22 protein-coding genes are annotated in these 25,016 nt (G+C 37.0%); 11 read left to right on the forward strand and 11 right to left on the reverse strand.

The features are described 5' to 3' along the window. Positions 1–487 precede the first annotated feature (487 nt). Positions 488–655 carry a hypothetical protein gene (locus tag MM213_RS08380; RefSeq protein ID WP_241411301.1) on the forward strand — a complete coding sequence of 56 codons (168 nt, stop codon included), beginning with the start codon at positions 488–490 and terminating at the stop codon, positions 653–655. Positions 656–746: 91 nt separating this feature from the next. Here MM213_RS08380 and MM213_RS08385 read toward each other — a convergent pair whose 3' ends face one another. The 5 genes from MM213_RS08385 to bshC all read right to left on the reverse strand — a co-directional run bounded on the left by MM213_RS08385 (position 747) and on the right by bshC (position 8,350). Then, positions 747–2,108: a RagB/SusD family nutrient uptake outer membrane protein gene (locus tag MM213_RS08385; protein ID WP_241411303.1), complete on the reverse strand. Its 1,362-nt coding sequence runs from the start codon at positions 2,106–2,108 to the stop codon at positions 747–749. Between the two features lie 5 nt (positions 2,109–2,113). Then, positions 2,114–5,200 (reverse strand): SusC/RagA family TonB-linked outer membrane protein, encoded by a 3,087-nt coding sequence (locus MM213_RS08390; protein ID WP_241411305.1) that lies wholly within the window; start codon positions 5,198–5,200, stop codon positions 2,114–2,116. A gap of 503 nt (positions 5,201–5,703) precedes the next feature. Beyond that, the gene (locus MM213_RS08395; RefSeq protein WP_241411307.1) at positions 5,704–6,186 is read right to left on the reverse strand and encodes a hypothetical protein; all 483 of its coding nucleotides are present in this window, start codon (positions 6,184–6,186) and stop codon (positions 5,704–5,706) included. Positions 6,187–6,222: 36 nt separating this feature from the next. Next, positions 6,223–6,789, reverse strand: coding sequence for a 5-formyltetrahydrofolate cyclo-ligase (locus MM213_RS08400; RefSeq protein ID WP_241411309.1), 567 nt, complete (start codon positions 6,787–6,789; stop codon positions 6,223–6,225). Then, a complete protein-coding gene (gene bshC, locus MM213_RS08405) occupies positions 6,758–8,350 on the reverse strand; it encodes a bacillithiol biosynthesis cysteine-adding enzyme BshC (RefSeq protein ID WP_241411311.1) in 1,593 nt (530 codons plus the stop codon). The genes MM213_RS08400 and bshC overlap by 32 nt, the downstream gene beginning before the upstream one ends. Before the next feature lie 311 nt (positions 8,351–8,661). Here bshC and MM213_RS08410 point away from each other — a divergent pair, with 311 nt between their 5' ends. The 8 genes from MM213_RS08410 to MM213_RS08445 all read left to right on the forward strand — a co-directional run bounded on the left by MM213_RS08410 (position 8,662) and on the right by MM213_RS08445 (position 15,732). Further along, positions 8,662–10,842 carry a heavy metal translocating P-type ATPase gene (locus MM213_RS08410; RefSeq protein WP_241411313.1) on the forward strand — a complete coding sequence of 727 codons (2,181 nt, stop codon included), beginning with the start codon at positions 8,662–8,664 and terminating at the stop codon, positions 10,840–10,842. Between the two features lie 205 nt (positions 10,843–11,047). Continuing rightward, on the forward strand, positions 11,048–11,251 hold the full coding sequence (locus tag MM213_RS08415) for a heavy-metal-associated domain-containing protein (RefSeq protein ID WP_241411315.1): 204 nt from the start codon (positions 11,048–11,050) through the stop codon (positions 11,249–11,251). A 56-nt stretch (positions 11,252–11,307) separates the two neighbouring features. Beyond that, positions 11,308–12,552 (forward strand): M16 family metallopeptidase, encoded by a 1,245-nt coding sequence (locus MM213_RS08420; protein WP_241411317.1) that lies wholly within the window; start codon positions 11,308–11,310, stop codon positions 12,550–12,552. A 246-nt stretch (positions 12,553–12,798) separates the two neighbouring features. Next, entirely contained in the window at positions 12,799–13,281 is a 483-nt protein-coding gene (gene ispF, locus MM213_RS08425) for a 2-C-methyl-D-erythritol 2,4-cyclodiphosphate synthase (RefSeq protein WP_241411319.1), read from the forward strand. 1 nt (position 13,282) lies between these two features. Beyond that, positions 13,283–13,972 carry a tRNA (5-methylaminomethyl-2-thiouridine)(34)-methyltransferase MnmC2 gene (gene mnmC2, locus MM213_RS08430; RefSeq protein ID WP_241411321.1) on the forward strand — a complete coding sequence of 230 codons (690 nt, stop codon included), beginning with the start codon at positions 13,283–13,285 and terminating at the stop codon, positions 13,970–13,972. A gap of 196 nt (positions 13,973–14,168) precedes the next feature. After that, the gene (locus MM213_RS08435; RefSeq protein ID WP_241411323.1) at positions 14,169–14,660 is read left to right on the forward strand and encodes an RNA polymerase sigma factor; all 492 of its coding nucleotides are present in this window, start codon (positions 14,169–14,171) and stop codon (positions 14,658–14,660) included. Next, complete coding sequence (locus MM213_RS08440) at positions 14,644–14,970, forward strand: hypothetical protein (protein WP_241411325.1); 327 nt, start codon at positions 14,644–14,646, stop codon at positions 14,968–14,970. Before MM213_RS08435 ends, MM213_RS08440 begins: the two co-directional genes overlap by 17 nt. Before the next feature lie 15 nt (positions 14,971–14,985). Continuing rightward, on the forward strand, positions 14,986–15,732 hold the full coding sequence (locus MM213_RS08445) for a Spy/CpxP family protein refolding chaperone (RefSeq protein WP_241411327.1): 747 nt from the start codon (positions 14,986–14,988) through the stop codon (positions 15,730–15,732). 75 nt (positions 15,733–15,807) lie between these two features. Here MM213_RS08445 and MM213_RS08450 read toward each other — a convergent pair whose 3' ends face one another. Genes MM213_RS08450 through MM213_RS08470 form a run of 5 tightly spaced genes read right to left on the reverse strand, consistent with a single transcriptional unit; the run spans position 15,808 to position 20,884 of the window. After that, the gene (locus MM213_RS08450) at positions 15,808–17,241 is read right to left on the reverse strand and encodes a hypothetical protein (protein ID WP_241411329.1); all 1,434 of its coding nucleotides are present in this window, start codon (positions 17,239–17,241) and stop codon (positions 15,808–15,810) included. Further along, a complete protein-coding gene (locus MM213_RS08455) occupies positions 17,238–17,636 on the reverse strand; it encodes a hypothetical protein (RefSeq protein WP_241411331.1) in 399 nt (132 codons plus the stop codon). Before MM213_RS08455 ends, MM213_RS08450 begins: the two co-directional genes overlap by 4 nt. Positions 17,637–17,641: 5 nt before the next feature. Next, positions 17,642–18,355, reverse strand: a complete 714-nt coding sequence (locus MM213_RS08460; protein ID WP_241411333.1) for a hypothetical protein — start codon at positions 18,353–18,355, stop codon at positions 17,642–17,644. After that, positions 18,352–19,563 (reverse strand): hypothetical protein, encoded by a 1,212-nt coding sequence (locus MM213_RS08465; protein WP_241411335.1) that lies wholly within the window; start codon positions 19,561–19,563, stop codon positions 18,352–18,354. Before MM213_RS08465 ends, MM213_RS08460 begins: the two co-directional genes overlap by 4 nt. A 10-nt stretch (positions 19,564–19,573) precedes the next feature. Beyond that, on the reverse strand, positions 19,574–20,884 hold the full coding sequence (locus MM213_RS08470; RefSeq protein ID WP_241411337.1) for an OmpA family protein: 1,311 nt from the start codon (positions 20,882–20,884) through the stop codon (positions 19,574–19,576). 125 nt (positions 20,885–21,009) lie between these two features. On the opposite strand from MM213_RS08470, the gene MM213_RS08475 reads away from it, so the two are divergent. Both MM213_RS08475 and MM213_RS08480 read left to right on the forward strand, forming a co-directional pair. Then, positions 21,010–21,546, forward strand: coding sequence for an RNA polymerase sigma factor (locus MM213_RS08475; protein WP_241411339.1), 537 nt, complete (start codon positions 21,010–21,012; stop codon positions 21,544–21,546). Next, positions 21,536–22,258 carry a hypothetical protein gene (locus MM213_RS08480; RefSeq protein WP_241411341.1) on the forward strand — a complete coding sequence of 241 codons (723 nt, stop codon included), beginning with the start codon at positions 21,536–21,538 and terminating at the stop codon, positions 22,256–22,258. The genes MM213_RS08475 and MM213_RS08480 overlap by 11 nt, the downstream gene beginning before the upstream one ends. Here the strand turns inward: MM213_RS08480 and MM213_RS08485 are convergent. Then, the gene (locus MM213_RS08485; RefSeq protein ID WP_241411343.1) at positions 22,238–25,012 is read right to left on the reverse strand and encodes a CHAT domain-containing protein; all 2,775 of its coding nucleotides are present in this window, start codon (positions 25,010–25,012) and stop codon (positions 22,238–22,240) included. The two genes, MM213_RS08480 and MM213_RS08485, sit on opposite strands and share 21 nt — an antisense overlap. Positions 25,013–25,016: the final 4 nt, after the last annotated feature.

Here is a 25,016-nt window from a genome sequence, read left to right on the forward strand (position 1 = left end):
CTGTTTTTTACGTTTTTTTATCATATTTTGGTATTTTATATTGTCCATCTCTTAAATATTATTTTTTACTTTTGTCAAAAAAAAAGATATATATTTCAATTTTAGAAATTTATATATAAAATTTTTTAGAAAAAGATAATTGTAGAGAACATAAATTTAAATTATGTAATTAGCATTAGACTTGATCAAAAAATAAAATTTTATCTTTTAAAAAAATAGCTTCACTTAGTTCTTTTGCGATGAAATTAAAAGATTAATTTTCAAAGGTAAACCCCTACAGATGTCACCGAAAAACACAAAAAGTAAGATTCCCAAAAATATTATATTTTCATACATCTGCCATAAAGAATTATTAGTATTCCCATCACAAGCGTAACTATTTTTTGTAGAAATATTTAATCAATATGGATATACGACACCTTGCCTGTGACGCTAAAAGAACCTGATTTAGCTAAGCTCGAATATTGAATGAAATAAGATCCTGCAAGTGAAATTGTTATTCTTAGATAATGAATATAAGCGAGCATTCAACCTTGAAATTGAACCTCCTGGCGAAGATGCATATAATCAACTTACCAAATACACAACAGCCTATATTCAAAAACTTTATGAATCAAAAGAAAAAGGGAAAGTTAAAAGAAATAAATCCTTTTAACTTTCCCTTAATTAAGGTTAGATATACAACTTTTTAATTGAAATATATCTTTCAATTAGCTTAAAATAAAATTGCTAATTGAATCTAAAACTTAATAACCTGGATTCTGTTCAAGCAATTGATTTACCTCAATTTCTTGTAACGGAATTGGCCAAATCACTCTGAATTGTTCATTCGCTGGAAATAACGTTCCAACCAATCCATATCTCTGCAGGTCTGTATATCTATGACCTTCAAATGCGAACTCAAGCCTTCTTTGCTGAAGGATTTCTGTCAAAGCAGCTGCATTGGTAGGTAAGTCCAAGAGAAGAAGACTTGGAAGACCAGCTCTGCTTCTAATCATATTGATATCATCAATAATCTGTACATTAGTCAATACGCCAGTTCCAGCCGCCCTAGCATTTGCTTCAGCTCTTATAAGGTACATTTCAGCAAGTCTGATCAATGGAACATTATCATCATTGGTGGCAGATCTGAAGTACTTTACTACTCTCAGTCTACTACTTGCTGACAATACAGAAGCTGCAAACCTAGAGTCGCCACTATTTCCTGATGCTTGGAAGAGATTAAAGAAGTCTGTTCTAAGGTAAAACTTCTGTCCACCCGTAGCTGGATCAGAAGATATCGCCAACAGACTTTGATCTCCATCTACATTTGTGAAGTTCAATTCCAAAATCATTTCATTGTTACCTTTGATCCTAAAGATATCACTGTAAGCTGACTGCAATGCATATGTACCAGAACTGATAACTTCTGAGGCTTTTTGCGCTGCTAATGCATTATTACCTTGCTGCAAATATACACGAGCAAGTAGCGCTGTAGCAGCAAATCTTCTCGCTCTAAATGGTGCATTTGCAGTGTTTCCAAGATTAGTCTCTGCAAAAGTAAGGTCATCAATTATGAATTGATATACCTCCTGAACAGATGCTCGTGGAGAAAAGTCCAGACTTTCAGTATCTGCAATAAAATCTGAAATCAAAGGTACTCCACCAAATACTCTAAGCATATCAAAATACACATAAGATCTCATAAACCTCGCCTCTGCAATGATTGCTAATCTCTGTGCATCGGAAATATTTTCTATATCTGGTGCTGAGAAGATTACAAAGTTTGCATTTCTAATCACAGAATACATTGTTTGCCAAGTACTTCTGATCTGAAGATTGGAAGGATTTATCCTTCTAGAGCTCACTTCTTGATCAGTGGTAAATGTGCCTGCATGTGCAAGGTTGTCTGTATATGCATCTTGATAATACAAGTACCTCAGTCCATAATAATTGGTGCTCTGCATCGCATCATAAATACCTGCCAAAGCTAATTGCGCGTTTCTGTTGGTGGTTATTGCACCTTCAACTTCAATCTGATTGACTGGTTCTTGCTCCAAAGTATCACAAGAAACTCCAATAAATAAAAGGAGTACAACCAGGTAATTATATATATTATATCTTTTCATATTGATCAAAATCCTATGTTAACACCGAATGTATAAGTTCTAGGCTGTGGGAAAGTGTAGAAATCTACACCAATCGTTGTATTTGAAGTACCAGAGAAGTTTACTTCAGGGTCAAATCCAGAGTAGTTAGTGAACGTCAATAGGTTTTGGGCTTGTGCATAGAACCTAACACTTCTTAACTTCACTCTCTCCAATACATCCGCAGGAAGTCTATAACCGATCACAAGGTTTTTAACCCTTAGGTACGATCCATCCTCTATAAATCTTGTTGTATTTGATTGATTGTTTCTATTTGCAGACACATCATAAGCAGCTCTTGGCATAGATCCATTTCCAGGCTGCTCCTCTGATCTCCATCTTCCTTCTACTGTCGCTTTGTTGTTGTCATCGAAGAAATTAGCAAACATACCTTCTTGGAATGATCCTGCTGCATTCCAAATATCATTTCCATAAGAAAACTGCATGAATATTTGAGCATCAAAACCTTTGTAACTGATACTATTGGTAAATCCTCCGAAAAATTTCGGCTGGGCATTTCCTATTACCGTAAAGTCATCATCAGTAATTATCCCATCTCCGTTGATATCTCTATAGTTCATATCTCCAGCTCTAATTCCAAATTCCTGTCTTGACTCTGGAACATCCGCTTGGGTAGCAAAAACTCCGTCAGATATAAATCCATAGAAAGTACCTATAGGCTGACCTTCTCTCAAGACGATAGAATTACCTCCAAACCCATAAAATACATCTTCACCATTGTACAGTTCAAGAATTTTATTTCTATTGAAAGTCAAATTAAGGTCTGTTCTCCAATTCAATCCATTCGGTCTGTCGATATTAACTGTGGACACAGTAAATTCCCAACCTTTGTTCTCTACAGATCCTACGTTTGATTGGAAAGAGCCATAACCATTTTGAGTAGGAATAGGTCTTGCAAAAAGCAAATCAGTAGTCTTTTTGTAATAATAGTCAGCTACCAAAGTCAAACGACCATTGAATAACCCAACATCCAATCCAATATCAGTCTGAGCAGTGTTTTCCCACTTCAAATCAGGATTACCCAGCTGAACAGGTACGATAGAAGGTGAACCCAAATAGTTTCCTGATCCTACTAGGCCTCTCCAAGAAAAGTTACCAATCTCTTGATTACCTGTCAAACCAAAGCTACCTCTAATTTTCAAGTCTGAGAATACATCCAAGTCTTGCATAAAAGCCTCCTCATTGATTCTCCAGCCTGCTGAAACCGATGGGAAATATCCCCATCTATTGTTAGGACCAAATCTTGAAGATGCATCTGCCCTAAATGAAGAACTGAATAAGTACCTTTCCTTGTAGTTGTAATTAACTCGACCAAAGTATGACTCTAATCCCCAACCAACAAAATTGTTGGAACCTTCATTTACCAATGCAGCTGCTCCAATATATCTAAATCTATCTCCTGGAAACTGAATTCCTCTTACAAATGAAGATGATATCAAGTTTTCCTCTCTGTTGTGACCTACTACAAAATTTAAGCTATGACCACCGTCAAACACTTTTGAATAGTCCACAAATGCTTCAGCTACCCATTTGATAGGATTGAAAGTAGAGAAAGAACCAGATCCTCCTTCTGCCGCAGAAGAACTTCCTGGGAAATTATCGGGTGTATATCTTCTTTCTGAGAAATTCAAGATATCAGCACCTACCCTCACATTAAGGTTTAAACCCTCCATCAATTTATACTTTGCAAGAGCATTTGTGAAAATACGTATTGACTGATTTTCGTCATCATTCTCCGTACCTTCTGCTACTGGATTTGAGTAAAAAAACTGAGGTCTCGTGTACGCACCATTGTCTTCAAAAACTGGCCATAAAGGTGATGCTGCCAAAGCATTTGCAAATGGTCCATTCAAAGTATTATCAGACACAATCCTTGTTTGGACCGCCCTACTGATACCGGAATTGAAGGAGATGTCCATTCTCTCATTGATTTTGTGATCAAGATTGAATCTTGTTGACATCCTTGAATAACTGGAGTTAATGACCGTTCCTTGCTGATCAAAATAATTACCAGAAAGGTAATATTTAGTCCTTTCGTTTCCACCACTTACACTCAACTCGTAGTTTTGAATAGGTGCAGATCTTGTCACTTGGTTTACCCAATTCGTATTTACATCTTCACCATAAGGGATACCACCATAATAAAAATCCAAGATTTCCTCATCAGTAATATCCTCAGCAGGTACACCGAAGAAGTCTTCTGCAAATGCATCTTTCATCAATCCCAAATAACCATTTCTATCTAGGAAATTTGGTTTTCTCCAAAGCTCTTGGGTACCTCCGTAAACGTTCAAATTAACCTGCGTTTTTTGATCTGAACCTCTTTTTGTCGTGATCAAAACAACACCATTTGCTGCTCTTGAACCGTAAATTGCAGCAGCTGCAGCATCTTTCAATACTTCCATAGATTCAATATCACTCGGATTCAAATCAGCCAAAGCACTTGAAGATTGTCCTCCAAAGCCTAACTGGGAAGGATCACCTGTTGTCATTGGAACGCCATCGATCACAAATAGAGGTTGATTAGATGCCGAGATAGAAGATGAACCTCGAATCCTTACAGAAATACCTGCTCCTGGAGTACCTGCATTTTGAGTGATTTGCACTCCTGCTATCCTTCCTTGAAGCGCTTGATCTACACCTAGCGCTGGAACATCCCTGATTACTGATGCACTAAGCTGTCCTACAGAACCTGTCAACTCCTTTTTTTCTACACTACCATAACCTACCACTACAACTTCGCTTAGCGTTTTGGAGTCTAATTGTAAGGTTACATCAATCGATGACCTATTACCAACTGCCACTTCTTGTGCTATGAAACCAACAAATGAATAAACCAAAACCTCATTGGCTGCAGCTTGAATACTATAATTGCCATCAATATCAGTTATAGCACCTCGTGTTGTTCCTTTTATTCGGATGTTTACTCCAGGAAGTGGTAAATTATCCTCAGCAGATATTACCACACCCGTCACTTGCCGCTGTTGCGCCCAGACCTCTCCATCTAGAGACAAGACGAAAAGCGAGATAATTAATAGTAAAGCTTTTCTCATAAAGTAATTAGTTAAATTAATTGGTAAATTTTATATTATTCAAACTTAAATCAAAGCAGAATGTTAAAACAAGTTAAACAATTTTTGTTATTTTAACTTTTAATAGTATAATTTTTAATGTTTCTGCTGAAAACAGATATTAAAACTTAACATATAAAAACTATAAAAGCAGAATAAGGATTATACTATTAATATTTTTACAAAATATTACATCAACCAAAAATGTAATTATATATATTTTATACTTTAAGCTGTTCTGTCAAAATCAAAATAAAAAATAGTTTTTCAGATTTTTTTTAATTTTAAAACAACAAATTGCTGATTAACATATTTATATGCCATTTCCAGCTCAAAAAACTCAATAAACTGTGAAAATCAATAGTTCTGATATGCTACACATAAAATGATGATGACCAATCTAAAGTTTCAATAATTATACTTACAAGAAAAAATCCATGGAAATACTCCCATGGATTTTTTACCTATTTTCTATTTGTTATGATTTAGAATGTAAATCTAATCGACAAAGCCACTTCATCTCCCCAAAAGCCAGTGTAACCTGTAAGATTGAAGGCTGGTTTATAATCCAAAGACAAGTTGACTGGTGCCCCTTCAAACTTATAATCAAGTCCTATGATACCATCAATACCTACTACTGTATAGCTTCTGTTTTGGTCTCCCCAAGGTTGATTTCCTCTGTTGGCATTCCAAGTCCCAATATGAGCACCACCTCCATAAAACCAACTCAGACCTCTTACTTCGCTGATATCATTATGGATTTCATATAGACCAGTCACCAAAAGACCTCTCCATCTTGTATGAAGAATACCTTCCAAAGCAGCCTTATCACTGATAAAGTGCTTTACTGTGAGTCCATTTCCTACACCAGCTCTCAAACCTATGCCAGTGTTATAGCCTTGAGCTAAGGTTTCATTTCTGATTGCCATGAAGGCAAATAGCACCAAAGTGTAAAGAATCTTTTTCATTTTTAATAATTTTAATTGTTTAAATAAATAAAATAGTCAGAATAAAAACACCTCTGTGGGCGTGATACAAATATCTAAGGGAATATCGTGCCATTCTGTTGGAATCAGGTCTTCTGGAGGAAAAAAACTTGCTCCAATTTTCAAAACTTCTGATTTCAAACCATTTAAAAATCTATCGTAATATCCTTTCCCATATCCCAGACGATTGCCATTTTTGTCATAAGCCAATAAGGGAATCAAAACTGCTTGAATATTCTCTTCTGACACTTTTTCCCTGTTTAAAGGAACAGGAATACCATATCTATCAATTTCAAACTTACTTAAATCTCGCAAAATTACTGTTTCCATCAATTCCGTAGAACTGTTGAGTACTGATGTATATAGTGTATATCCACTTTTATCCAACTTTTCAAGAAACGGAAAAGTATTGACTTCTTTCAGATGCTTAATGGGTAGAAAGATATGAATGTGTTGGATTTCTTCCCGACTATTTAGATAATGTATTAAATTTTCCCCAATCTTAAAAGAAAGTAATTCCAAATCATCTTCTGAAAGCTGTTGCCTTTTGGATTTATGAAGTTTTCTGATTTCCTCTTTTGTCATCTTTGGGCTTTAATATCATAAATGAAAAATCCAATGGGTCAAATGCCTCTATCAGCATCTCAATAAAGCTTTCTTCCTCGAGGTAAAATTTCATAAAATTTTCCACTCGCTCTTGTGGGCTCCCTCCAGGCAAGATAAAATCCCTGATCGTGTCCATTCTCTTGATTTGGATTTCGAGCCTTTTTTCCTCAGCCTTTCTAACTTTCCCCGAAAGGTGATCCATGATTTTCGAAATCCTGACTTTGGCAGATGCATAAGCACTTTCTAGGGTAGCATCTACTTCTTTGGCTTTCACAGCCGATCTGTCTATCACTTCTTCAAGCTTCTCCTTTTCTTGATTTAAGAAAATATCCAAACTGGAATGTTTCGCTACAAACTCTTTCTTCCATGCGATATAGTCCACAAAAAGCTCTGAATCTTTCAATGCCAATTGATCTTGCTTTTGGGCTGTCAAACTATCCAGAATCAAGGCGAAATTTCTAGGCATCACCGCTGGAAACTGAACCCCAAAATAATCAAAGACTCCTTTGAGTTGCAGCCAATATACCACTTCTGCAGGACCACCGATATATGCAATATTTGGCAATATCATCTCTTGATACAACGGCCTCAACACCACATTGGGACTAAAACGCTCTGGATTTGACTGAATCAAAGCTTTGATTTCCGATGTCTCGAACTTCAGCTCGGACTCTAAAACATGGTAAAAATCTCCGGATTTTTCGATTCTTTCCCTAAGACCATTTTCCATATAGAAAAAATTAATCTCACGGGGAAAAATCTGACTTTTGTAACCTAATGCTTCCAACTTATCAGTCTGCTCTTGAGCTTTTTTATTTGGAATATTGTCAAGTATATCCTTTTCAATCACTGGAATAAAAATCTTCTTGAACGCAGGATCATTCGCATCCACTACGACTAAGCCCTTTTCTCCAAACAAATGATGAACATACTTCCTTACAGCCTCAGAAAGTGTCTTGGATTTGGAATAAGCCTCCACAAAAAACTCTGGTGCAAACTCAACTGATTTAAGGAATTCTTTAAATGAATCATCCAAGAAAAAATCACCAACTGCTCCTTTTTGATTTGTATTCCATTGGTATTTTTTTCCTTCAAGCTTAAAGTAATTGATCTCTTCAAAATCATGATCCTCAGTTGCCATCCAGTACACAGGTACAAAGTTGTTTTCAGGATATTGTTTTGCTAGTTTTTTGGCCAAATTGATCGTAGAGACGATTTTATAGATAAAATAAAGTGGGCCGGTGAATAAATTCAACTGATGACCGGTGGTAACTGTAAAGGTATTTTTCTCTCCCAAGAGCTTCAGTTGCTGCTCAAAATCTTCGCTAAGAGAAAAATCAGCATATTGCTTTTGAAGTGTAGTTACCAAAACATCCCTGTTTTCTCGGGGCATTCTTTTTTCTTCAATGAGCCTTCCAAAATTTTCCAATCTCGGAAAATGACTGTAAAATTCAGCTAAAGCTGGTTTTTCGTCAAGGTAATCTAAAAATAACTGAGAAAATTGGCCTGTACAGGCGGGGTCCACTTGTGACTTGATCATGGAAATATCGGGTTCAATAAGATGATTACGGATACAAGATCAATAAACTTGTTGATAAACCATAAAGTTCGCAAAATTTTGTCAATTACAAGAATGGTCTAATTCGAATGAAAAAGAGAACAGGTGGACGGGAGATATGAGATGGATGCTAGAAGCTTCCAGGTTTTTTGAATCCTCGAAGATTAACATTAAAAAATGTCCCAATATTTCTGGTATCTAAGAATCAAGATACAATTGAATAATATCAAAAATTATGTAAGTCTGACGAAAGCATCAACTTTACCTTTGCTTCAACTTAAAGTTTCAATAAAATGAAAAAAGAAATCCCTGTAGAGGGCATGAGCTGTGCTGCATGCGCTATTTCTGTAGAAAACACATTAAGGAATTCACCCGGTGTGAAAAATGCTTCTGTGAATTATGCAAATCATGCCGCTACGATAGAGTGGGAAGAGCAGACCATTTCATTGAATGAACTTCAGAAAAAAATCCAAGCCACAGGTTACGATTTATTAATTGAAGAAATTGAACAAGCCGAATTAGAAGAAAAAGCTAAAGATGCCTTCAAAAAACTAAAGCTTAAAACGATATTTGCGGGGATTTTAGCCTTACCTGTATTTGTAATAGGCATGTTCTGGATGGATATGCCATATGGAAATTACATTATGTGGGTATTCACGACCCCTATTCTATTTGTTTTTGGGAATCAATTCTTCAAAAATGCATGGAAGCAAACAAAAAATCTCAGTGCGAATATGGATACTCTAGTCGCAATAAGTACTGGAATTGCATATTTGTACAGTAGCTTCAACACATTTTTTCCTACATTTTTGGAAGCTAAAGGGCTTGAGCCCCATGTATATTTTGAGGCGGCAGCAGTGATCTTGTTTTTTATTCTTTTGGGAAAAACCTTAGAAGCAGGTGCAAAAGCCGGGACTGGTGAAGCGCTGAAAAAGTTAATGGGATTGCAACCAACTGATCTTATTGTTTTGCAAAACGGTAAGGAGCTAACCAAAAAAACTATCGATGTACAACTTGGTGAGTTGATACTGATCAAACCTGGGCAAAAAATCCCACTGGATGGAAAAACCGTTGAAGGTGAGTCTTATGTAAACGAAAATATGTTGACAGGTGAACCCATTCCAGTATTGAAATCCATTCAATCAAAAGTGTTTGCAGGAACAATAAATCAAGCTGGAAGTTTTGTTTTTGAAGTAGAAAAAATCAGTAAAAACACCCTATTGTCCCAAATAATTGATCGTGTCAAAGCTGCACAAGGCTCCAAAGCGCCTGTCCAAAAACTTGTTGATAAAGTTGCTGCTGTTTTTGTACCAGTAGTTCTTCTTATTGGACTTTTGACAATGTTAGTCTGGGGATTTAGCGGTGTTGATGAAGCTTGGCTGCGAGGAATTATGGCAATGATAACAGTATTTGTCATTGCTTGCCCCTGTGCTTTGGGATTGGCAACACCAACCGCAATCATCACAGCCATAGGCAAAGGCGCTGATATGGGAATATTGATCAAAGATGCCGAAAGTCTTGAAAAAGGAATTAAAATAGATACTATAATTCTCGATAAAACGGGTACAATTACAGAAGGAAAACCAAAAGTATCCCATTTTATCACATCAGAAGACTGTACTGAATTAGATAGAAAGGCTATTTTTTCTCTTGAAAAAAAGAGTGAGCACCCGTTGGCAAATGCTATTGCGGCCTATTTATCTCAAGAAAATCTGGAAATAAAAAGTTTCAAAAGTATCACTGGACACGGGGTGCAAGGAATTATTGAGGGGGATATTTATAGAGTAGGAAACTTAAAATGGATCAAATCAGAAGGAGTAACTTCCAACACAGAACTTAAAAACAAAGCTGAAAAGGCTCTTGAAGAAGGATTTATAATAGTATTTGCATCAAAAAATGATCATCTGATAGGATTTTTCATGATTGGAGACCTTGTGAAGGAGACTTCAAAGGAAGCGATTACCAACTTAAAACATATGGGCATAGAAGTTCATATGCTGACCGGGGATCAGGAAAAAACGGCATGGTTGATTGCCAAAAGTGTCGATATTGAGCATTATAAATCAGAAATGCTACCGCAGGATAAAGCTGAATACATCAAAACCCTTCAATCAAAAGGGAAAAAGGTAGGTATGGTTGGCGATGGAATCAATGACAGTGAAGCATTGAGTATTGCAGATTTGAGTATCGCGATGGGGCATGGCACCGACATTGCCATGGACATTGCAGAGATTACTTTGGTTCACTCAGACCTGAATGACATCCCAAAATCGCTAAAATTGACAAAAAAATCAATCAAAATAATTCATCAAAATCTATTCTGGGCATTCATTTATAACATCATCGGAATTCCTGTGGCTGCAGGCTTGTTGTATCCTATGTTTGGGTTTCTACTGAATCCAATGATCGCGGGAGCAGCGATGGCCCTTTCATCTGTATCGGTGGTAACAAATAGCTTGAGGTTGAGAAAGTAAAATTCAACAGTCAAGGATCAACGATCCACAAAACTGGAATTGGTGGTTAGTTGAATAGTTGATTGGTGAATGATACTAATGACGAGTGATTTACACCGTAAGGTTTCGGATTCTTTGCGACTGTGGTGAGGAAGTGCTTGTCATTTCCTCTCTGTATAAGCTGATATTAACAAACTGTTTGACAATAAGGAAAAAATATAAAGACATGAAAACACAACAATTTAAGACCAATGTAAAATGCGGAGCCTGCGTGGCTGCAATAACTCCTGAAATGGAAAAAATAGAAAATACTACGTGGAAAGTTGATTTGGCACATCCTGATAGGATCCTGACAGTCGAAGGAGTTTTTTCATCACTAGATGTATTTACTGCCCTTGAAAAATCCGGCTACAAAGCGGAAAAGATTTGATCAAACAATTTTCAGGCAAATAGCTTTATTTTATTAGCTTTGCCCAAAACAAAAATATGATTAGCTACCAACAATTCACGCTTGACAATGGTCTTCAAGTACTAGTCCACGAGGATCACAGTACCAAAATCGCCGTAGTCAATATATTGTATAAAGTTGGCTCAAGAAACGAGATTGAAGGAAAAACAGGATTGGCCCATTATTTTGAGCACTTGATGTTTGGTAGTTCTAAACACGTACCTGTATTCGATAGTGCACTTGAGAAAGTAGGGGGATCATGCAATGCCTTCACGAATACAGATATTACCAACTACTACATCACTTTGCCAGCTGTAAATATTGAAACAGCCTTCTGGCTGGAATCTGACAGAATGTTGCATTTGAGCCTGAGTGATAAAACAATCGAAACCCAGAGAAAGGTAGTCATAGAAGAATTCAAGCAGCGGTATCTCAATCAGCCATATGGAGATGTATTTCACCATATTAGAGACATGGCATATGACAGACATCCATACCAATGGCCCACTATAGGTAAGGAAATAGAGGATATTGTTAATTACAAGAAGGAACATGTCGAAGAATTCTATTTCACTCATTACAGGCCTGACAATGCCATCATGGTGGTAGCCGGCAATGTCACACTTGAGCAAGTAAAGCAACTTTCAGAAAAATGGTTTGCCCCTATACCTTCTGGCCAAATCCCAAAGAAAACAATCACAGAAGAGTTACCTCAAATCCATAAGAAAACTAAGGTAATTGAAGCAGATGTCCCTACGGATGCATTATATAAAGTGTACCACATGCCAGGCAGATTACACGATGGTTATCTGGAAGCTGATTTGATCACAGACATTCTTGGTTTTGGGAGGTCTTCAACTCTTGAGCAAAGTCTTGTCAAAAACGGAAGTATCTTTGCATCAGTTGGAGGCTATATACTTGGAACTGTAGATCCAGGACTTATGGTTTTTTCTGGGAAAATGGAAAAGGGACAAAGTGCCGAAGATGCAGAAAAAGCATTGGACGAAGTAATTGAGAATTTCAAAAGGAATTCTATTTCAGATAGCATTTTGGTCAAAGTTAAAAATCAGGCTGAAGCGATGAAAACTTATGAATCTATTCAACTATTGAACAGAGCCATGAGCTTGGCATACCATGCCCACCTTGGCAATCCTGATTATCATCAATTAGAATACGAAAAGAAAACGAAAATCCCTTCTGATCAAATATTAAAATGGGCAAATACAATCTTGAAAGAGGAAAATTCTTCTGTCTTGTATTATAAAAGTAAGGCTTCTAGTTAAGATATTGGGAAGTGGTTATGTGTTGTTAGGTTATTGAGGGAACTAGGAAGGAGAAAGGGTGATGGAGGAAGGTAGAAGGTGTCATTTCCTGACAAAGAAATAAGGATATGCCCTGTAAGGGCAACTGACACTAACATTGGGTTTCAACCCAATGCAATGGTAAATGTCTGATTCACTTTTGCCCTGACGGGGCAAATGAATAGCTTATAAGAATATAGAAAAACACTTGAAAATATTATTTAATAAATGGGAAAAATAAGAGTAGGCTTCGGCTATGATGTTCACCAATTGAAAGAAGGATATGATTTTTGGTTGGGAGGAATACAGATTCCATTTGAAAAAGGCGCAGTAGGCCATTCTGATGCAGATGTGCTAATTCATGTAATCTGCGATGCATTGCTTGGTGCTGCCAACATGCGGGATATCGGATTTCATTTTTCTGACACAGATCCTCAATACAAAGGTATTGATAGTAAAATCTTACTAAAGGACGTCATGCTGCTGCTAAAAGACAAAGGATATGTAATTGGGAATATTGACTCCACTATATGCCTTCAACTTCCAAAAATAAATCCACACATTCCTGAGATGAAAAAATGCCTTGCAGAAGTAATGGGAATAGATGAAGATGATATTTCCATCAAAGCTACAACTACAGAGAAATTGGGATTTGTAGGTAGACAGGAAGGGATATCGGCTTATTGCGCAGTACTTATAGAGAAAAAATGACATGAAAAGAGAGATAAAAATCATTACGACTGAGGATGGCTCAAATTCATTGTTTCTACCAGAATTGAACGAATCATATCATTCTTTTCATGGAGCTTACAGAGAATCTGTTCATGTATTTATGCTTTATGGCTTAGAATCATGGTTTATGCATAATCAAAACTTGCAGCCTATAAGGGTCTTTGAAGTTGGATTTGGTACAGGATTGAATGCTTGGCTGACGCTTGTATGGGCAGAGCAAAACAAAACCTCTATTTTGTATCACACAATAGAACCTTTCCCAATTGAAGAAAGTATCTATAGCCAATTGAATTATACCAAGATCGATGAGACGATTATGCATTACGAGCCATTTTTTCAAATTATCCATAAAGAACCTTGGAATGAAGGAGGAGTAGTCACGGAATATTTCAATATGAAAAAAGATGTGGTTAGCTTAGAAGATGCGCAGCTATATCCTATCGATGTGGTTTTTTATGATGCTTTTGCTCCAAACAAGCAGCCTGAATTATGGACAAAAGATATCCTTGCCAAAGTAGTGGAAGCCATGAATCCTGGGGGTATTTTTGTAACCTACTCTGCTAAAGGACAACTCAAAAGGGATCTGGAAGAACTTGGAATGATAGTAGAAACACTTCCAGGTCCTCCTGGAAAAAAAGAAATGACTCGGGCGATCAAACAGAACACGTAATTAAAACCACTTTCTTAACACCCTCCTTTTCGCCACCCATTTGAGACTCCCTACGCCTTCTACAAAAACATGAAACAGAGGTGGTTTCATGTTTACCTAATTCAGATCGCATTAGATAAAATATGTAGCTTGCCGTTTGGATAATTTTTCTAATACTTGTCATATATTCTCTATTTTTAGACACTAAGACATAAGTATGAAGCAAAAGCTACTAGATCAAATCATCAAAGAACTGCATCGTGAGGCCTATCTCTGGTCTCGGCAGTGCTGTGGTTTTGATGATGAACTAGCAAAAGATGTGCTTCAACATGTATACCTCAAAATATGGGAAGAAAAAGCCAAATACAATGCCGAATCAAAAGTCAAGACCTGGCTGTTTTCGGTAATTAGGTTTACAGCAATCGAATGGTTGAAAAAAAACAAGAAATTGGTCCCTCTCCATGAAGATTATGATTTGGTGGAAGAAGAAAAAATACCTGAGGCAGCATCGCACGAGGAATTGATCCAATTACTTCCTGAGCGACAAAAAGAGATTCTGCTGTTGGTCTTTTACCATCAACTGACCTTGGAAAAAGCAGCTGACATAATGGAAGTGAGCTTGGGTACAGCACGGACACACTATGACAGAGGAAAGAAAAAACTCAAGGAACTTATCCTAAAAAAACAAGTCTATGAAGCTACAAGATGATATGAATGACAAGGAGCTCGAAATGTTTTTTTCTGAGCTAAGAAATGAGAATAATAAGTTAACCATACCCGAATATCCAAAAAAACCATCTTCCAATTTCCGGAAACTGATACCAATTGGCATTGCAGCATCACTACTATTGGGGATTTTTGTTTGGAATCAAACGAAAGAAGAAACACCACTTTATCAGGACTTGATCATCATTTCACTGATAGAAGGGGAAGACAATGAACAAAGATTTGTCATAGAGCAAGCATCCTCCATGGATGTCTGGGAATCCCCCACGGCATCATTACTTAATGAATTCTAAACCAATTATCACATTATGAAACAATTACTCACAATTTATCTACTACTCCTGACAGGTTTTGTACAAGGTCAGGATTTATTTCAAGGCTCACTTTTTCCTGCTGAATTGATCATGAAAAACAGGGACAAAATATCCTTGACAGACCAACAAGCTGATAAAATCAAAGCCATCCACGGAAAGAATGCCGGTGAATTCAGTACACTGAGATGGGACTTAGATGCAGAGAATGAAAAGCTCAAGAAAATGCTTCAAGAACCAAAAATAAATACTGAAGCAGCTCAGAAGCAGATGGACAAGGTCCTTAATTTGGAAAACCAACTCAAAAAGAAGCAGTTTACTAATCTTTTGGCAATAAGAAATGAACTGAATGAAAAGCAAACAACGGAGTTATCGCAACTAGGAAAAAATACTACATTTAATTGGACAACAAGCGAAAGGGTTCAAGGAACTTCTTCACCAAACGTGGTTTCTGTCTTTAGTACAAAAGGATCAACTTCAGCCACTACTTTAGATGGTGAGAAAAAAGCAAGTGTTGTCCTAAGAGGAACGAGTAACCTATCGGGAGAAAATAAACCACTTTTTATTGTCAAAAAGGACGGCAAAGAAACCGAGGTGAAGGACATGAATGATATGAATCCAACTGATATTGAAAGCATCACAGTATTAAAAGATGCTACGGCTACATTTCAATATGGTGCACGAGGTTCAAATGGAGTAGTTATCATTACATTGAAAAAAGATTCAGATTTCAAATTTGAATAATAGATACTTCCTCTTTGAAAAAACCTTGGTCTTTTCAAAGAGGAAGATATTTTTCACTGTTAAAGCAAAAAAGAATCAATTCCAACAATCACATGGTCTAGATTGGGTTTCCCCGAATTTTTCATAAACCTCATCTAAGCGATCTTGTTTTTCATCATAGGATATCCTGCTGTTTTTTTGAATTGCCAAGACCTGCTTTTTCAAGTTTTCGATTTCCGATTTTTTCTTGGTGTAGCAATTTAAATTACATTGAGCCTCGGCTCTTCTTCGTGAAGCCTCCTCCCCACTACTATTACGGAGTTCACTGAGGGCTGTATTTGCACCCAATATGTGATTCTCCATAGTTGCAATCATCATATCATAAACCTCAATGGTAAAATCAGGACTATCATATCCTTGTCCCAGTGAAAGGATTTCATTGCTTTCCATAAACTGTGACCAATTTTCACTATTCTGTTTTTCGACCATCGTATTGTAGCCGCTTGGATCACCATTGGCAAATGGATTTCCTCCCAACTGCTCTGTAAGGTAAGTATTGAAACCCTTGTAGCCTCTGGAGTCGAAGGAAAAGTTGATGTTTTCATAACCTGTCATCAAGATCAAAGAGTTGGAATTTCTCATCCCAACAATCAGGTATGTATTTCCCTTGCCATCATACACGTAGCCAAGCCCTGAATAGCCAAGGACCTGTTTTGGACTTTCACCTGCAAATTTCACATCCGGTGATTTGGCCAGCCAGATCCCTACTTTTTTTCCTTCCAGAAAAACCACATATTCTTCACATTCCAAACCCAAAAAATCAACCTTCGTTTTTCGTCCAGATTTTTTAGCGAATTCAAAGAAATTTCGTCCATCAAAATCCGCTTTCCCATCATCATCCCCGCCCATATTCATAATAGTATAAAATGCCCCTTCCCGATTCTTGATGTAGGCAGCGAATCTTTCATTATGAGGATCAAAAACCTGGTGTATTTGACCATCCATTTTTTCTTTACTCATCATTTCCAAAGCTTTATTATCTTTGATTGACAAGCCATCATCTGTGCTATGATAAAAGTAGCTTCTTGCAAGTTCACTCGGCGCCATATAGATCAAGTAGCTTATTTTCTTATCAAACTGCATAATTGAAGGAGGAGGCAAGTCGTAATCTTTTGGTGTTTTTGATTTTACATTTTCACCAGGATTGTTTGAAGACACTGGTTTCGAAGGAGTTCCTAAACCAGACCCTTCGGAGCTGTCATTACCCACAGCCCCTTGAAAATGACAAGGAAAACTGAAAATCCTCAATAATTCATTGTCCTGGAATTTCCCTGACAATTGATCGTCATCACAGTCTCCACTATCGGAATCACTTTTTTCGGAATTTCCCAGACTTGTCTGTACCATTTTTTCAGAAGCATCTAGTGTTGCCCTGATTACTTTTCTTTGTTGGGCATAGGAAGATGTAGCCAGCAAGAGGCTACACCACAATATTCCCAAAGTAGTTGTTGAAATCTTATTTAAGTTCATAATATTCTTCCTTTAAATGACTCCTTCCTTTCTACTGGTTTACTTCCATTATTGTAATCCGTAGTGGATTTGATATGAGCTGTATATCTATCAGCGGACTTGATATGCATCCAGAAGATCTCGTAAGCAATTGTAGCTTTACCCATATTTTGTGAAACAACCATTTTATACCTAGATCTTCCATCCGAGTTATCAAAATTCACAGGAACCTGACTCCAAATATGTTCAGATATCGCATTGGATCCTTGTACAGATAGGATAGTCTTACCTTCTATAAGCACGAATTTTGGATAGATCCCATCTGATTTGATGTTGATAAACTCTAGGTTTTGCCCACATAATCCATTCATGCCAATGATATATACCAAGATTAGAGTAAGGATTGCACTTTTCATTGGAGTTAAAGTTTATCTTTGACAATCATCTTGGCAATATCGATAGCTGTTTGCCTATTTTCACTTTGCTCATCGCTGATATCTGCTAAGATTGAGAAGGATAGGCCATTATATAGAACTTTGAGGCTTTTGTCATCTTCCATCCAAACTGCTTTTTCTCCTACTCCCTCTACCCATTCCCTGCTATTCTTCCCCGCCATGAAACCTTCCGCCATTTCTTTGGCAAGTTTGGCAGCTTCGGGATCTAAATCTCCTTTGTTGATGCGTTCATCCAAGGCTTTTCGGGCGTTGGAAATATCCTCATCTGTGATTTCACGATACAAATTTGTGAAATTCTCCAAAGTCATCGTAGTGAGCCAGCTTAGCTGTACCACATCCGGTTTATCTGTTTCTATCTTAGTGAACCCTAGATCTGTGACATGCATTCTCCCCTTTTCCCAACTATAGGATACATAGTGGGTTTTTGGATCTTCCAATACTTGGCTGTAATTTTTCGTTGCTTCGCTAGCTTCATAGCCAGTACATTTTGAAGCCATCTCCAATGTCAACAACTCATCCAATCTTCCATTAAATTTTTCCACATTTTGGATCCCCAGTTTTGCCGTCGTTTCGGCAATTTTTTCGGAAGCGACTATTGCCTCTGAGGACACCTTATCCCCAGCGCAGTTTTCGGCAGCCAAGAGAATAAATGCTAAGGAACTATATATAATTAGTCTCATAGTTTTTCAATTGTAAAGGTGATATAAACCTTATCCCCATCTCTATCGTGGGTAAAAAAGTAAGTTCTATTTGGAACTAGGTCTTTGATGAAAACCTCTAGATTAGTTGGCTTGTAGGCAACAGTGCTTAATGTCTGCTTTTCCATTATAAACCCTGAAATGATTATTTGGAGGTTTTCATTGCCAAGATTGTTGCTTACATCAAATTCGATCGTACGGTTTATAGCATGTCTACCTGCATACATAGGTCCATTCTGAAGAGACTTCAGAGGAGAGCTTTGATTGATCCTAAGCAGGTTTGAATTGCTAAGACTCCAGATTCTTTTACTTTGATTATTTCTGGCTCGGATCTCCACTCTTGAACCATTGTTTGGCTTTGAAAACATTTGCACATCGGCTTGACCAAAAATATCCACATTGGGATAAAAAACCCCCGACTTGATGTCAGTATATATACCCTGAATTCTGACTCTGTATCTTCCTGCCAATGAAGGAGAAGAGCTCGCCAATGCAGGCATATTCACATTGGATTTGGTAAATTTTGTTCCATTCCACGATCCTTCATTCAGCATTGCTCCCCAACCCCAAATGCCTGTAAAATCATTTCCTGTGATAGTAAATTCAAAAGAACCTACTCTTCCTCCTTGGACAAATTTACCACGTAGCTTTCTATCAGAAGGATTATAGGTACCCTCTATTCTATTACCATTTCCATAAGTGCCCGTGACTTCATTGCCAATTTGCTCTAAAAATATCGGATCAAAATTAGTATTCCATCTTCCAGACCAAACAGCAGTACGAATTCTTCCCAGTGTCTGAATATTCACCCGGTTTCCATCCCATTTATCCTGAGGTCTTGTGCTATTTCTATTATCTGTATTGGTACCAAAAAAACCTTTGAAGGAAAAGTTTTCAGATTGCCTGGACCCCATTAAAACAAATGATCTATCAAAGAAGAACTTCCCTTTCCAACTGCCATTATGGAAATCTCCTCGGTATTCTCTTCCTCCGTTGTCCATTTCGCCGACAACAGTCCCATCACCTTTGTAATCGCCATAGACTACGAACTTCCCATTAGGCCATGATTCTTCTATCAGTCTAAGCTCTCCATAGGTTGAATTGTGCGTGCCCGCCCAAATTTGAGCATAGGATTCCTGTGATCCCAACCAGCCTAGGGTCAGAATCAGCAATATCAGTGTCTTTTTCATGATTTTTTAATTATAGCTTGATGAACTCTACTCTTCTATTTTGTGCTTTTCCTGCGGAAGTATTATTTGGAGCTACAGGCTCAGACTGACCCTTTCCGTCGGTTTCGAGTCTTGAAGCCGCTATCCCAAAGTCATTGACAAGTGCAGTCTTCACAGCAGCAGCCCTCCTCTTTGATAAATCTAAATTTAGGCTTTCCGAGCCGTCACTATCCGTATGGCCTATGATCTGCACATTGACACCTGCATTTTGCTGAAGCGTCTCTGCAATCTCCTTCAATACCCCATAGGATGAATTCTTCAGCACATCAGAATTGACATCAAACGTGATACTATTGGTAACAAACTTACCCTCAGTGATGAGCTTACTTCTTGTATCAGGTTCTCCAGCAGCAATCTTGAGATCGGCAAAAAATAGATCTCCAGACCAATAATTAGTTCCAAATAGCAAAGAATAATCAACACCATCAGAAAATGCCCTAGGAAGATCGTATATTTTTTCATCATCTATGTATACCCTTAACCTCGGACCTTGTCTCCACATCGAGACGCGATATTCGGCCAGATAATCCCCTGATTTACCTCCTTGGTTTCTAAGCTCAGTACCTGTTTTACTTTTTGCAAAATAAGAGTATTGAATCCCCTCTGGAAGAGGGTGGATATCTACCAAAACCTGTGTTTCGGCACTCCAATGTATATCATAAGCCATTCTATCAGGCATTGTTTCGACGAATATCGTCTTCATTCCACCCATGCTGTTAGAAAAATCTTCGCTCACTGTGATGCTAAATTCCAAAGTGAAATTTACAGGTAACTTATTGATAAAATCAGGAACAAACACACCAGACTTGGCCGGAAGTAGCCAATTCATATCACTACCTTCAAACCTCACAATTTCTCCCCCGGAATCAGTATTCCAATCAACAGGGAAATCTCCCATGGCAACATTTTCAAAATTTTCATAGGCAATTACTTTTTCTCCTGATACAAAATCAAACTTGGAATTTATATTTCTTTGTTGATTCCCACGAACCGGAAGCTCTACTTGCTGCTGCTGCTGTGAATTTTCTGAAGAACTTACTTCATAATCCTCATCAGCTTGAGTTTCCTGACGGCTGTTCTTTTTATCTCTCTTTCTGAAAATACTTCCAATTCCTTCTTCTATTTTATTGAGTGCCTTATCTACACCCTGCTCAGATTTTGATTCAGCGCGTTGAGTAGTTTGGTCTTTGCTACGCTGAATGACACGCTGCCCTACATTGTTTTGAGCCGCCAATTCTTCATGAAAAGCAAGAAGAATAAGAATTATTAAAATTTTTTTCATCTCTCGTATGGTTTTGGTGATTTTTAATTTTATACTTAGTGCAAAAACCAACATTTGGTAAACCCAACAAAAAAAAAAAAATTGAGGGTTTACCAAGACAAATTCCTTACACTAAAGGAGTAGATGTGAAAGAATTATTGGACAGGTTACAAAATGGTGATCAATCTGCACTCGAGGAAGTGTATGTTGACTATCGTGATCCTTTTTTAGATTTTCTAAAAAAGTATAAGTTGGATAGGAATCTTGCTGAGGATATCTATCAGGATGCTGTATTGGCATTATTTGAGAATGCTGTCAAAGGAAAACTCAAGGACATCAAGAGCAGCATCAAGACTTATCTTTTTGCAATTGGAAAATACATGGTCTACAAAAAGTTGGCTGGCAATAAAAAAGACTCATTGCTATTCGCAGAATTGCCAGATGAGTTGGAGTGGGATAATTTGGAGTCTGAACAAACCAATACTATGCTTATCAAACTACAAACTTACCTAGGTCAGTTGGGGGAGAAATGTCAGGAGATAATCAGGATGAGCTATTTCGAAGAAAAATCGGCAGAAGAAATAGTCAATCTACTTGGATATCCAAACAAAGAAACACTGAAAAGCCAAAAATCCAGATGTATCCAACATCTAAAGAAAAAATTTGAGGTCTATGAGAAATAATATGGAAGAGCTATTTGAAAAATACTTGAACAATAAGCTCAGTGAAGGAGAAAAGCATGATTTTGAAAATAGACTTGCTGAGGAGCCTGAATTGAAGTCAGAACTTGAGTTTAGGTATCAAATAAAAATTGCAGTTACCTTGAACGAGAGAAAAAGACTCAAGGAGATTTTACAAAAAAAATCTCTTGAAGTCAGAAAACCAAGATTTGAGATTTGGAAAGTAGCGGCAGCTATCGTGACACTTCTGTCACTGACATTGACGGGATATTGGCTATTGAATCAAAACTCACAAAAAAGTGACTTTTATGTAACTTATTACGAGACTTTTCCAAACTTGGAAATGCCATCAATACGAGGTGGAAATACAGACAATAATTTGTCAGAGGCTTATCTTGCCTACGAAAATGAAGAATACCAGATTGCCAAAAATCTTTTATTAGCAGACTTTGAAGAATCTGGAAGTCTGGTAAGCAAATTTTACGCAGCCATGGCAGCATTGGAACTCAACGAGTATACTGTCGCATACAATCTTCTTGATAGTATTGGAGACAATATCCCAAGCATTTACCAAAACCCAAGAGATTATTATCTGGCACTACTTCTTTTACAAAAAAATAAAGTTGAACGAGCGAGGGTTAAATTGGAAAAAGTAGCAAACTCTGAGCACATCCTTGCTGGCAGGGCCAAACAATTACTTATGGAGATTTCTTAACTTCCACCTTCTGTAAAGCCAAAAAAACGCAACTATCAAAATCACCATTAAAAAAATCACCAAATAATAATTGTAGCCGATTGGTGTATTCATCACTTCGGAAGTGTCACCGTTTAGGACAAATCCGGCCCAAAAATAGGGATGCATTTTAAGGGAGTTTTTATTAATGAAATCATTCTTGGCCATCCTGAGTGCTTCATCTTTAGAATGTCCATGTTTGAGATAAGTATAGAAATATTCCATTAATATACTGGTCTCTTTGTCTGAAACTGGCCAAAGGCTATATATAGATGCGCCTACTCCAGCATAAGTCAATGCTCTCCCTAGCCCCATCAATCCAATACCTGGCTCCAGACTGCCCACCCCAGTATTGCAAGCGCTAAGCACAACCAAGTCAGCTGGGAAATTCAAGTTATAAAGTTCATGAAAAAACAATTTCTCCTCATTCGAAAAAACTAATGCGGAATTTTCAAAAGAAAAATCCGCTTGCTCGGCATGCAATGCTAGATGATGTATTTTGAATTTTGTCATATTTGAAATAAAAGAGCTCTTGGTAGCTTCAGAATCAAGAAATTCTATTCCACCAAATATGCTACTCACACGCGAAGCTTCCTTTTTATTGTTTTTGATACTGGTATATCTACTCCCCTCGTAAGAAGGAGCATAGCTTGCCAAAAATTTCCTGTAGAATGAGCTCTTCTTTTTTGCCCTATATTCAAAAAGCTGTAAGGAATAGGCATAACTTACCGAATTAGTCTCAATAAGGAATTTCCCATCAGAATCCACCAAAGCTTCAAATGGAATATAACTCAATTCAGCATGAGGGATGATTACCAACTTTCCCCTCCCAATTTCTAAATCTGACGGGAGTAATTTGTTGAAAAGTACTTTTGCTTCATTTACAAAATCTAATCTAGGGTCTGATAATTTATCTTTGAAAGCAAAGACTTCCTTCTGAATATCATCTCTCTTTCCGAGATCAAACAACTGAATCGTAGTTTCATTTATATTTAGAAGAAAAACTTTCTGAGGCGTTAAATAATATTTCAGTATTTGCTCGCTGGATTTCAGCATTTCCTGAATACGAATCAACTCAAAATTTAGGGATTCGCTTGTAAATTCATTCAAAGATTTTTCTTGGATTTGATTATCAATACTATCCAATAGTAATCTATACCTGATCAAATCTGGACTTTCATGAATTCCAGACTCTTCCAAAGTCTTAATAGCCAAAACCATTTCATTCTTCTTGTTTATCAACTCAAATGAACCACTTAGATTTTGAACATTTTTACTCAAAAACTCTTTGATATATTGTTGGGATTCGTTCTTTTCTATCTGATTTACACCAGTATGCAGCCCCTCAATGTTGACATTTGTTTTAGAAGTAAGGATTTTCAGCAATCCTTCAGAGATTTGACCTTGTTTGGAAGCTAAACTTGGATTGTAGGCGCCTTTGAGATAAAATACTCCGAAGGTATTTGAAGCAAGGATGTACAAATTAAAGGCTGCCTGAATCAAAGAATCATCATTTTCAAGTAGCGCCATCTCATAAATAATATTCGCAGATTTGATCAGTACATCAATATAACCTAAGTTGTTTTTACCTTGAAGAGAATTTATATCCAAGAGCCCTACTTCTGAAAATTCAACCACATTCCCTGTCCATATACTATATATTTCTGAAACCATTTTTTTTGATTCATCAATTTCCCCTATCCGAAAAAGCAACTCAGCTTTAATAACAGTTAAAATTAATTCACTTGTACCAATTTTAACGTTGTCAAAAAATTTGAGCGCATTGTTACAGTGAAACAAAGAAGATTGCCATTGTTTATCATCATAATATACAATTGATTTATTTGCCTCCATTTTCATCTCAAAAAAATCTCTTGCGCCAAATGAGGACATTTCATCATAGTAAGATAAGGCAAGGTCATATTGGCCTTTAGTTTTATACATGAAACCGATGTTTTCCAAAGAGGCCAAAAAATATGAGTCTAATCTTGTCAACTTGCTTTCTTTTACGGATGGGTAAAGTAACTTCATTTCTTTCCATCTCTGCGTTGCCGCTGCTTCTTCAAGACTAGCAGAAAGAAAAGTCACTTGGATAAACAAAAAGCGAACCTCAAATTCCAGCAAATCCAACCTGTCATCAATGAGATTTTCTTTTGCATATTCAGCATATTGAGCAAACTTATCCATATAAAACCTTCCTCTCTTCAAGTCGCCATACTGGATAAAGGCATCTCGCAGATTATTGAAAATGGTCAACATATTCCAGTAATCATCAGAATAGTTATTGGACCACAGCTCGTAGGCTTTTTCATAGTGATAAATACATTGATTGGAATAGCCTGCCCAATCATATGCAAAAGCAAGGTTGTTGTGACATAAAGCCAATAAATTCAAATCCGCTGCAGGAAATTCCCCAAGCATTTCTACTGCATAATTTAAATATTCGGAAGCTTTGAGATAATTACCAAATTGCGAATAGATATCACCAAGATCATTTAACAATTGAGCTTTCTCATTTGAGATCTCATCATTAGGAAACTTTTGAAGAGAATCCAAAGCCAATTCTAAGGCTCTTTCATAATCTCCTGCATCGTAAAAAAATATATAACCTTTATTGGTTTCCTCTTCTTTCTGAAATGCAAACAAATTAAATGTGACTAAAAATAAACTAATTAAAAAGCATTTACCTCCAATAAAAACAAAATCCAAAAACACGGTCTTTTTCTTGGTATACATTTTA

The sequence above is a fragment of the Belliella alkalica genome (genome assembly GCF_022549785.1).
Lineage (GTDB): Bacteria > Bacteroidota > Bacteroidia > Cytophagales > Cyclobacteriaceae > Belliella > Belliella alkalica.

Bases quoted from the DNA above. Each gene is read 5' to 3' on its own strand.
- MM213_RS08385 (WP_241411303.1), bottom strand. From the start codon at position 2,108: ATGAAAAGATATAATATATATAATTACCTGGTTGTACTCCTTTTATTT.
- MM213_RS08390 (WP_241411305.1), bottom strand. From the start codon at position 5,200: ATGAGAAAAGCTTTACTATTAATTATCTCGCTTTTCGTCTTGTCTCTA.
- MM213_RS08395 (WP_241411307.1), bottom strand. From the start codon at position 6,186: ATGAAAAAGATTCTTTACACTTTGGTGCTATTTGCCTTCATGGCAATC.
- MM213_RS08400 (WP_241411309.1), bottom strand. From the start codon at position 6,789: ATGACAAAAGAGGAAATCAGAAAACTTCATAAATCCAAAAGGCAACAG.
- bshC (WP_241411311.1), bottom strand. From the start codon at position 8,350: ATGATCAAGTCACAAGTGGACCCCGCCTGTACAGGCCAATTTTCTCAG.
- MM213_RS08410 (WP_241411313.1), top strand. From the start codon at position 8,662: ATGAAAAAAGAAATCCCTGTAGAGGGCATGAGCTGTGCTGCATGCGCT.
- MM213_RS08415 (WP_241411315.1), top strand. From the start codon at position 11,048: ATGAAAACACAACAATTTAAGACCAATGTAAAATGCGGAGCCTGCGTG.
- MM213_RS08420 (WP_241411317.1), top strand. From the start codon at position 11,308: ATGATTAGCTACCAACAATTCACGCTTGACAATGGTCTTCAAGTACTA.
- ispF (WP_241411319.1), top strand. From the start codon at position 12,799: ATGGGAAAAATAAGAGTAGGCTTCGGCTATGATGTTCACCAATTGAAA.
- mnmC2 (WP_241411321.1), top strand. From the start codon at position 13,283: ATGAAAAGAGAGATAAAAATCATTACGACTGAGGATGGCTCAAATTCA.
- MM213_RS08435 (WP_241411323.1), top strand. From the start codon at position 14,169: ATGAAGCAAAAGCTACTAGATCAAATCATCAAAGAACTGCATCGTGAG.
- MM213_RS08440 (WP_241411325.1), top strand. From the start codon at position 14,644: ATGAAGCTACAAGATGATATGAATGACAAGGAGCTCGAAATGTTTTTT.
- MM213_RS08445 (WP_241411327.1), top strand. From the start codon at position 14,986: ATGAAACAATTACTCACAATTTATCTACTACTCCTGACAGGTTTTGTA.
- MM213_RS08450 (WP_241411329.1), bottom strand. From the start codon at position 17,241: ATGAACTTAAATAAGATTTCAACAACTACTTTGGGAATATTGTGGTGT.
- MM213_RS08455 (WP_241411331.1), bottom strand. From the start codon at position 17,636: ATGAAAAGTGCAATCCTTACTCTAATCTTGGTATATATCATTGGCATG.
- MM213_RS08460 (WP_241411333.1), bottom strand. From the start codon at position 18,355: ATGAGACTAATTATATATAGTTCCTTAGCATTTATTCTCTTGGCTGCC.
- MM213_RS08465 (WP_241411335.1), bottom strand. From the start codon at position 19,563: ATGAAAAAGACACTGATATTGCTGATTCTGACCCTAGGCTGGTTGGGA.
- MM213_RS08470 (WP_241411337.1), bottom strand. From the start codon at position 20,884: ATGAAAAAAATTTTAATAATTCTTATTCTTCTTGCTTTTCATGAAGAA.
- MM213_RS08480 (WP_241411341.1), top strand. From the start codon at position 21,536: ATGAGAAATAATATGGAAGAGCTATTTGAAAAATACTTGAACAATAAG.
- MM213_RS08485 (WP_241411343.1), bottom strand. From the start codon at position 25,012: ATGTATACCAAGAAAAAGACCGTGTTTTTGGATTTTGTTTTTATTGGA.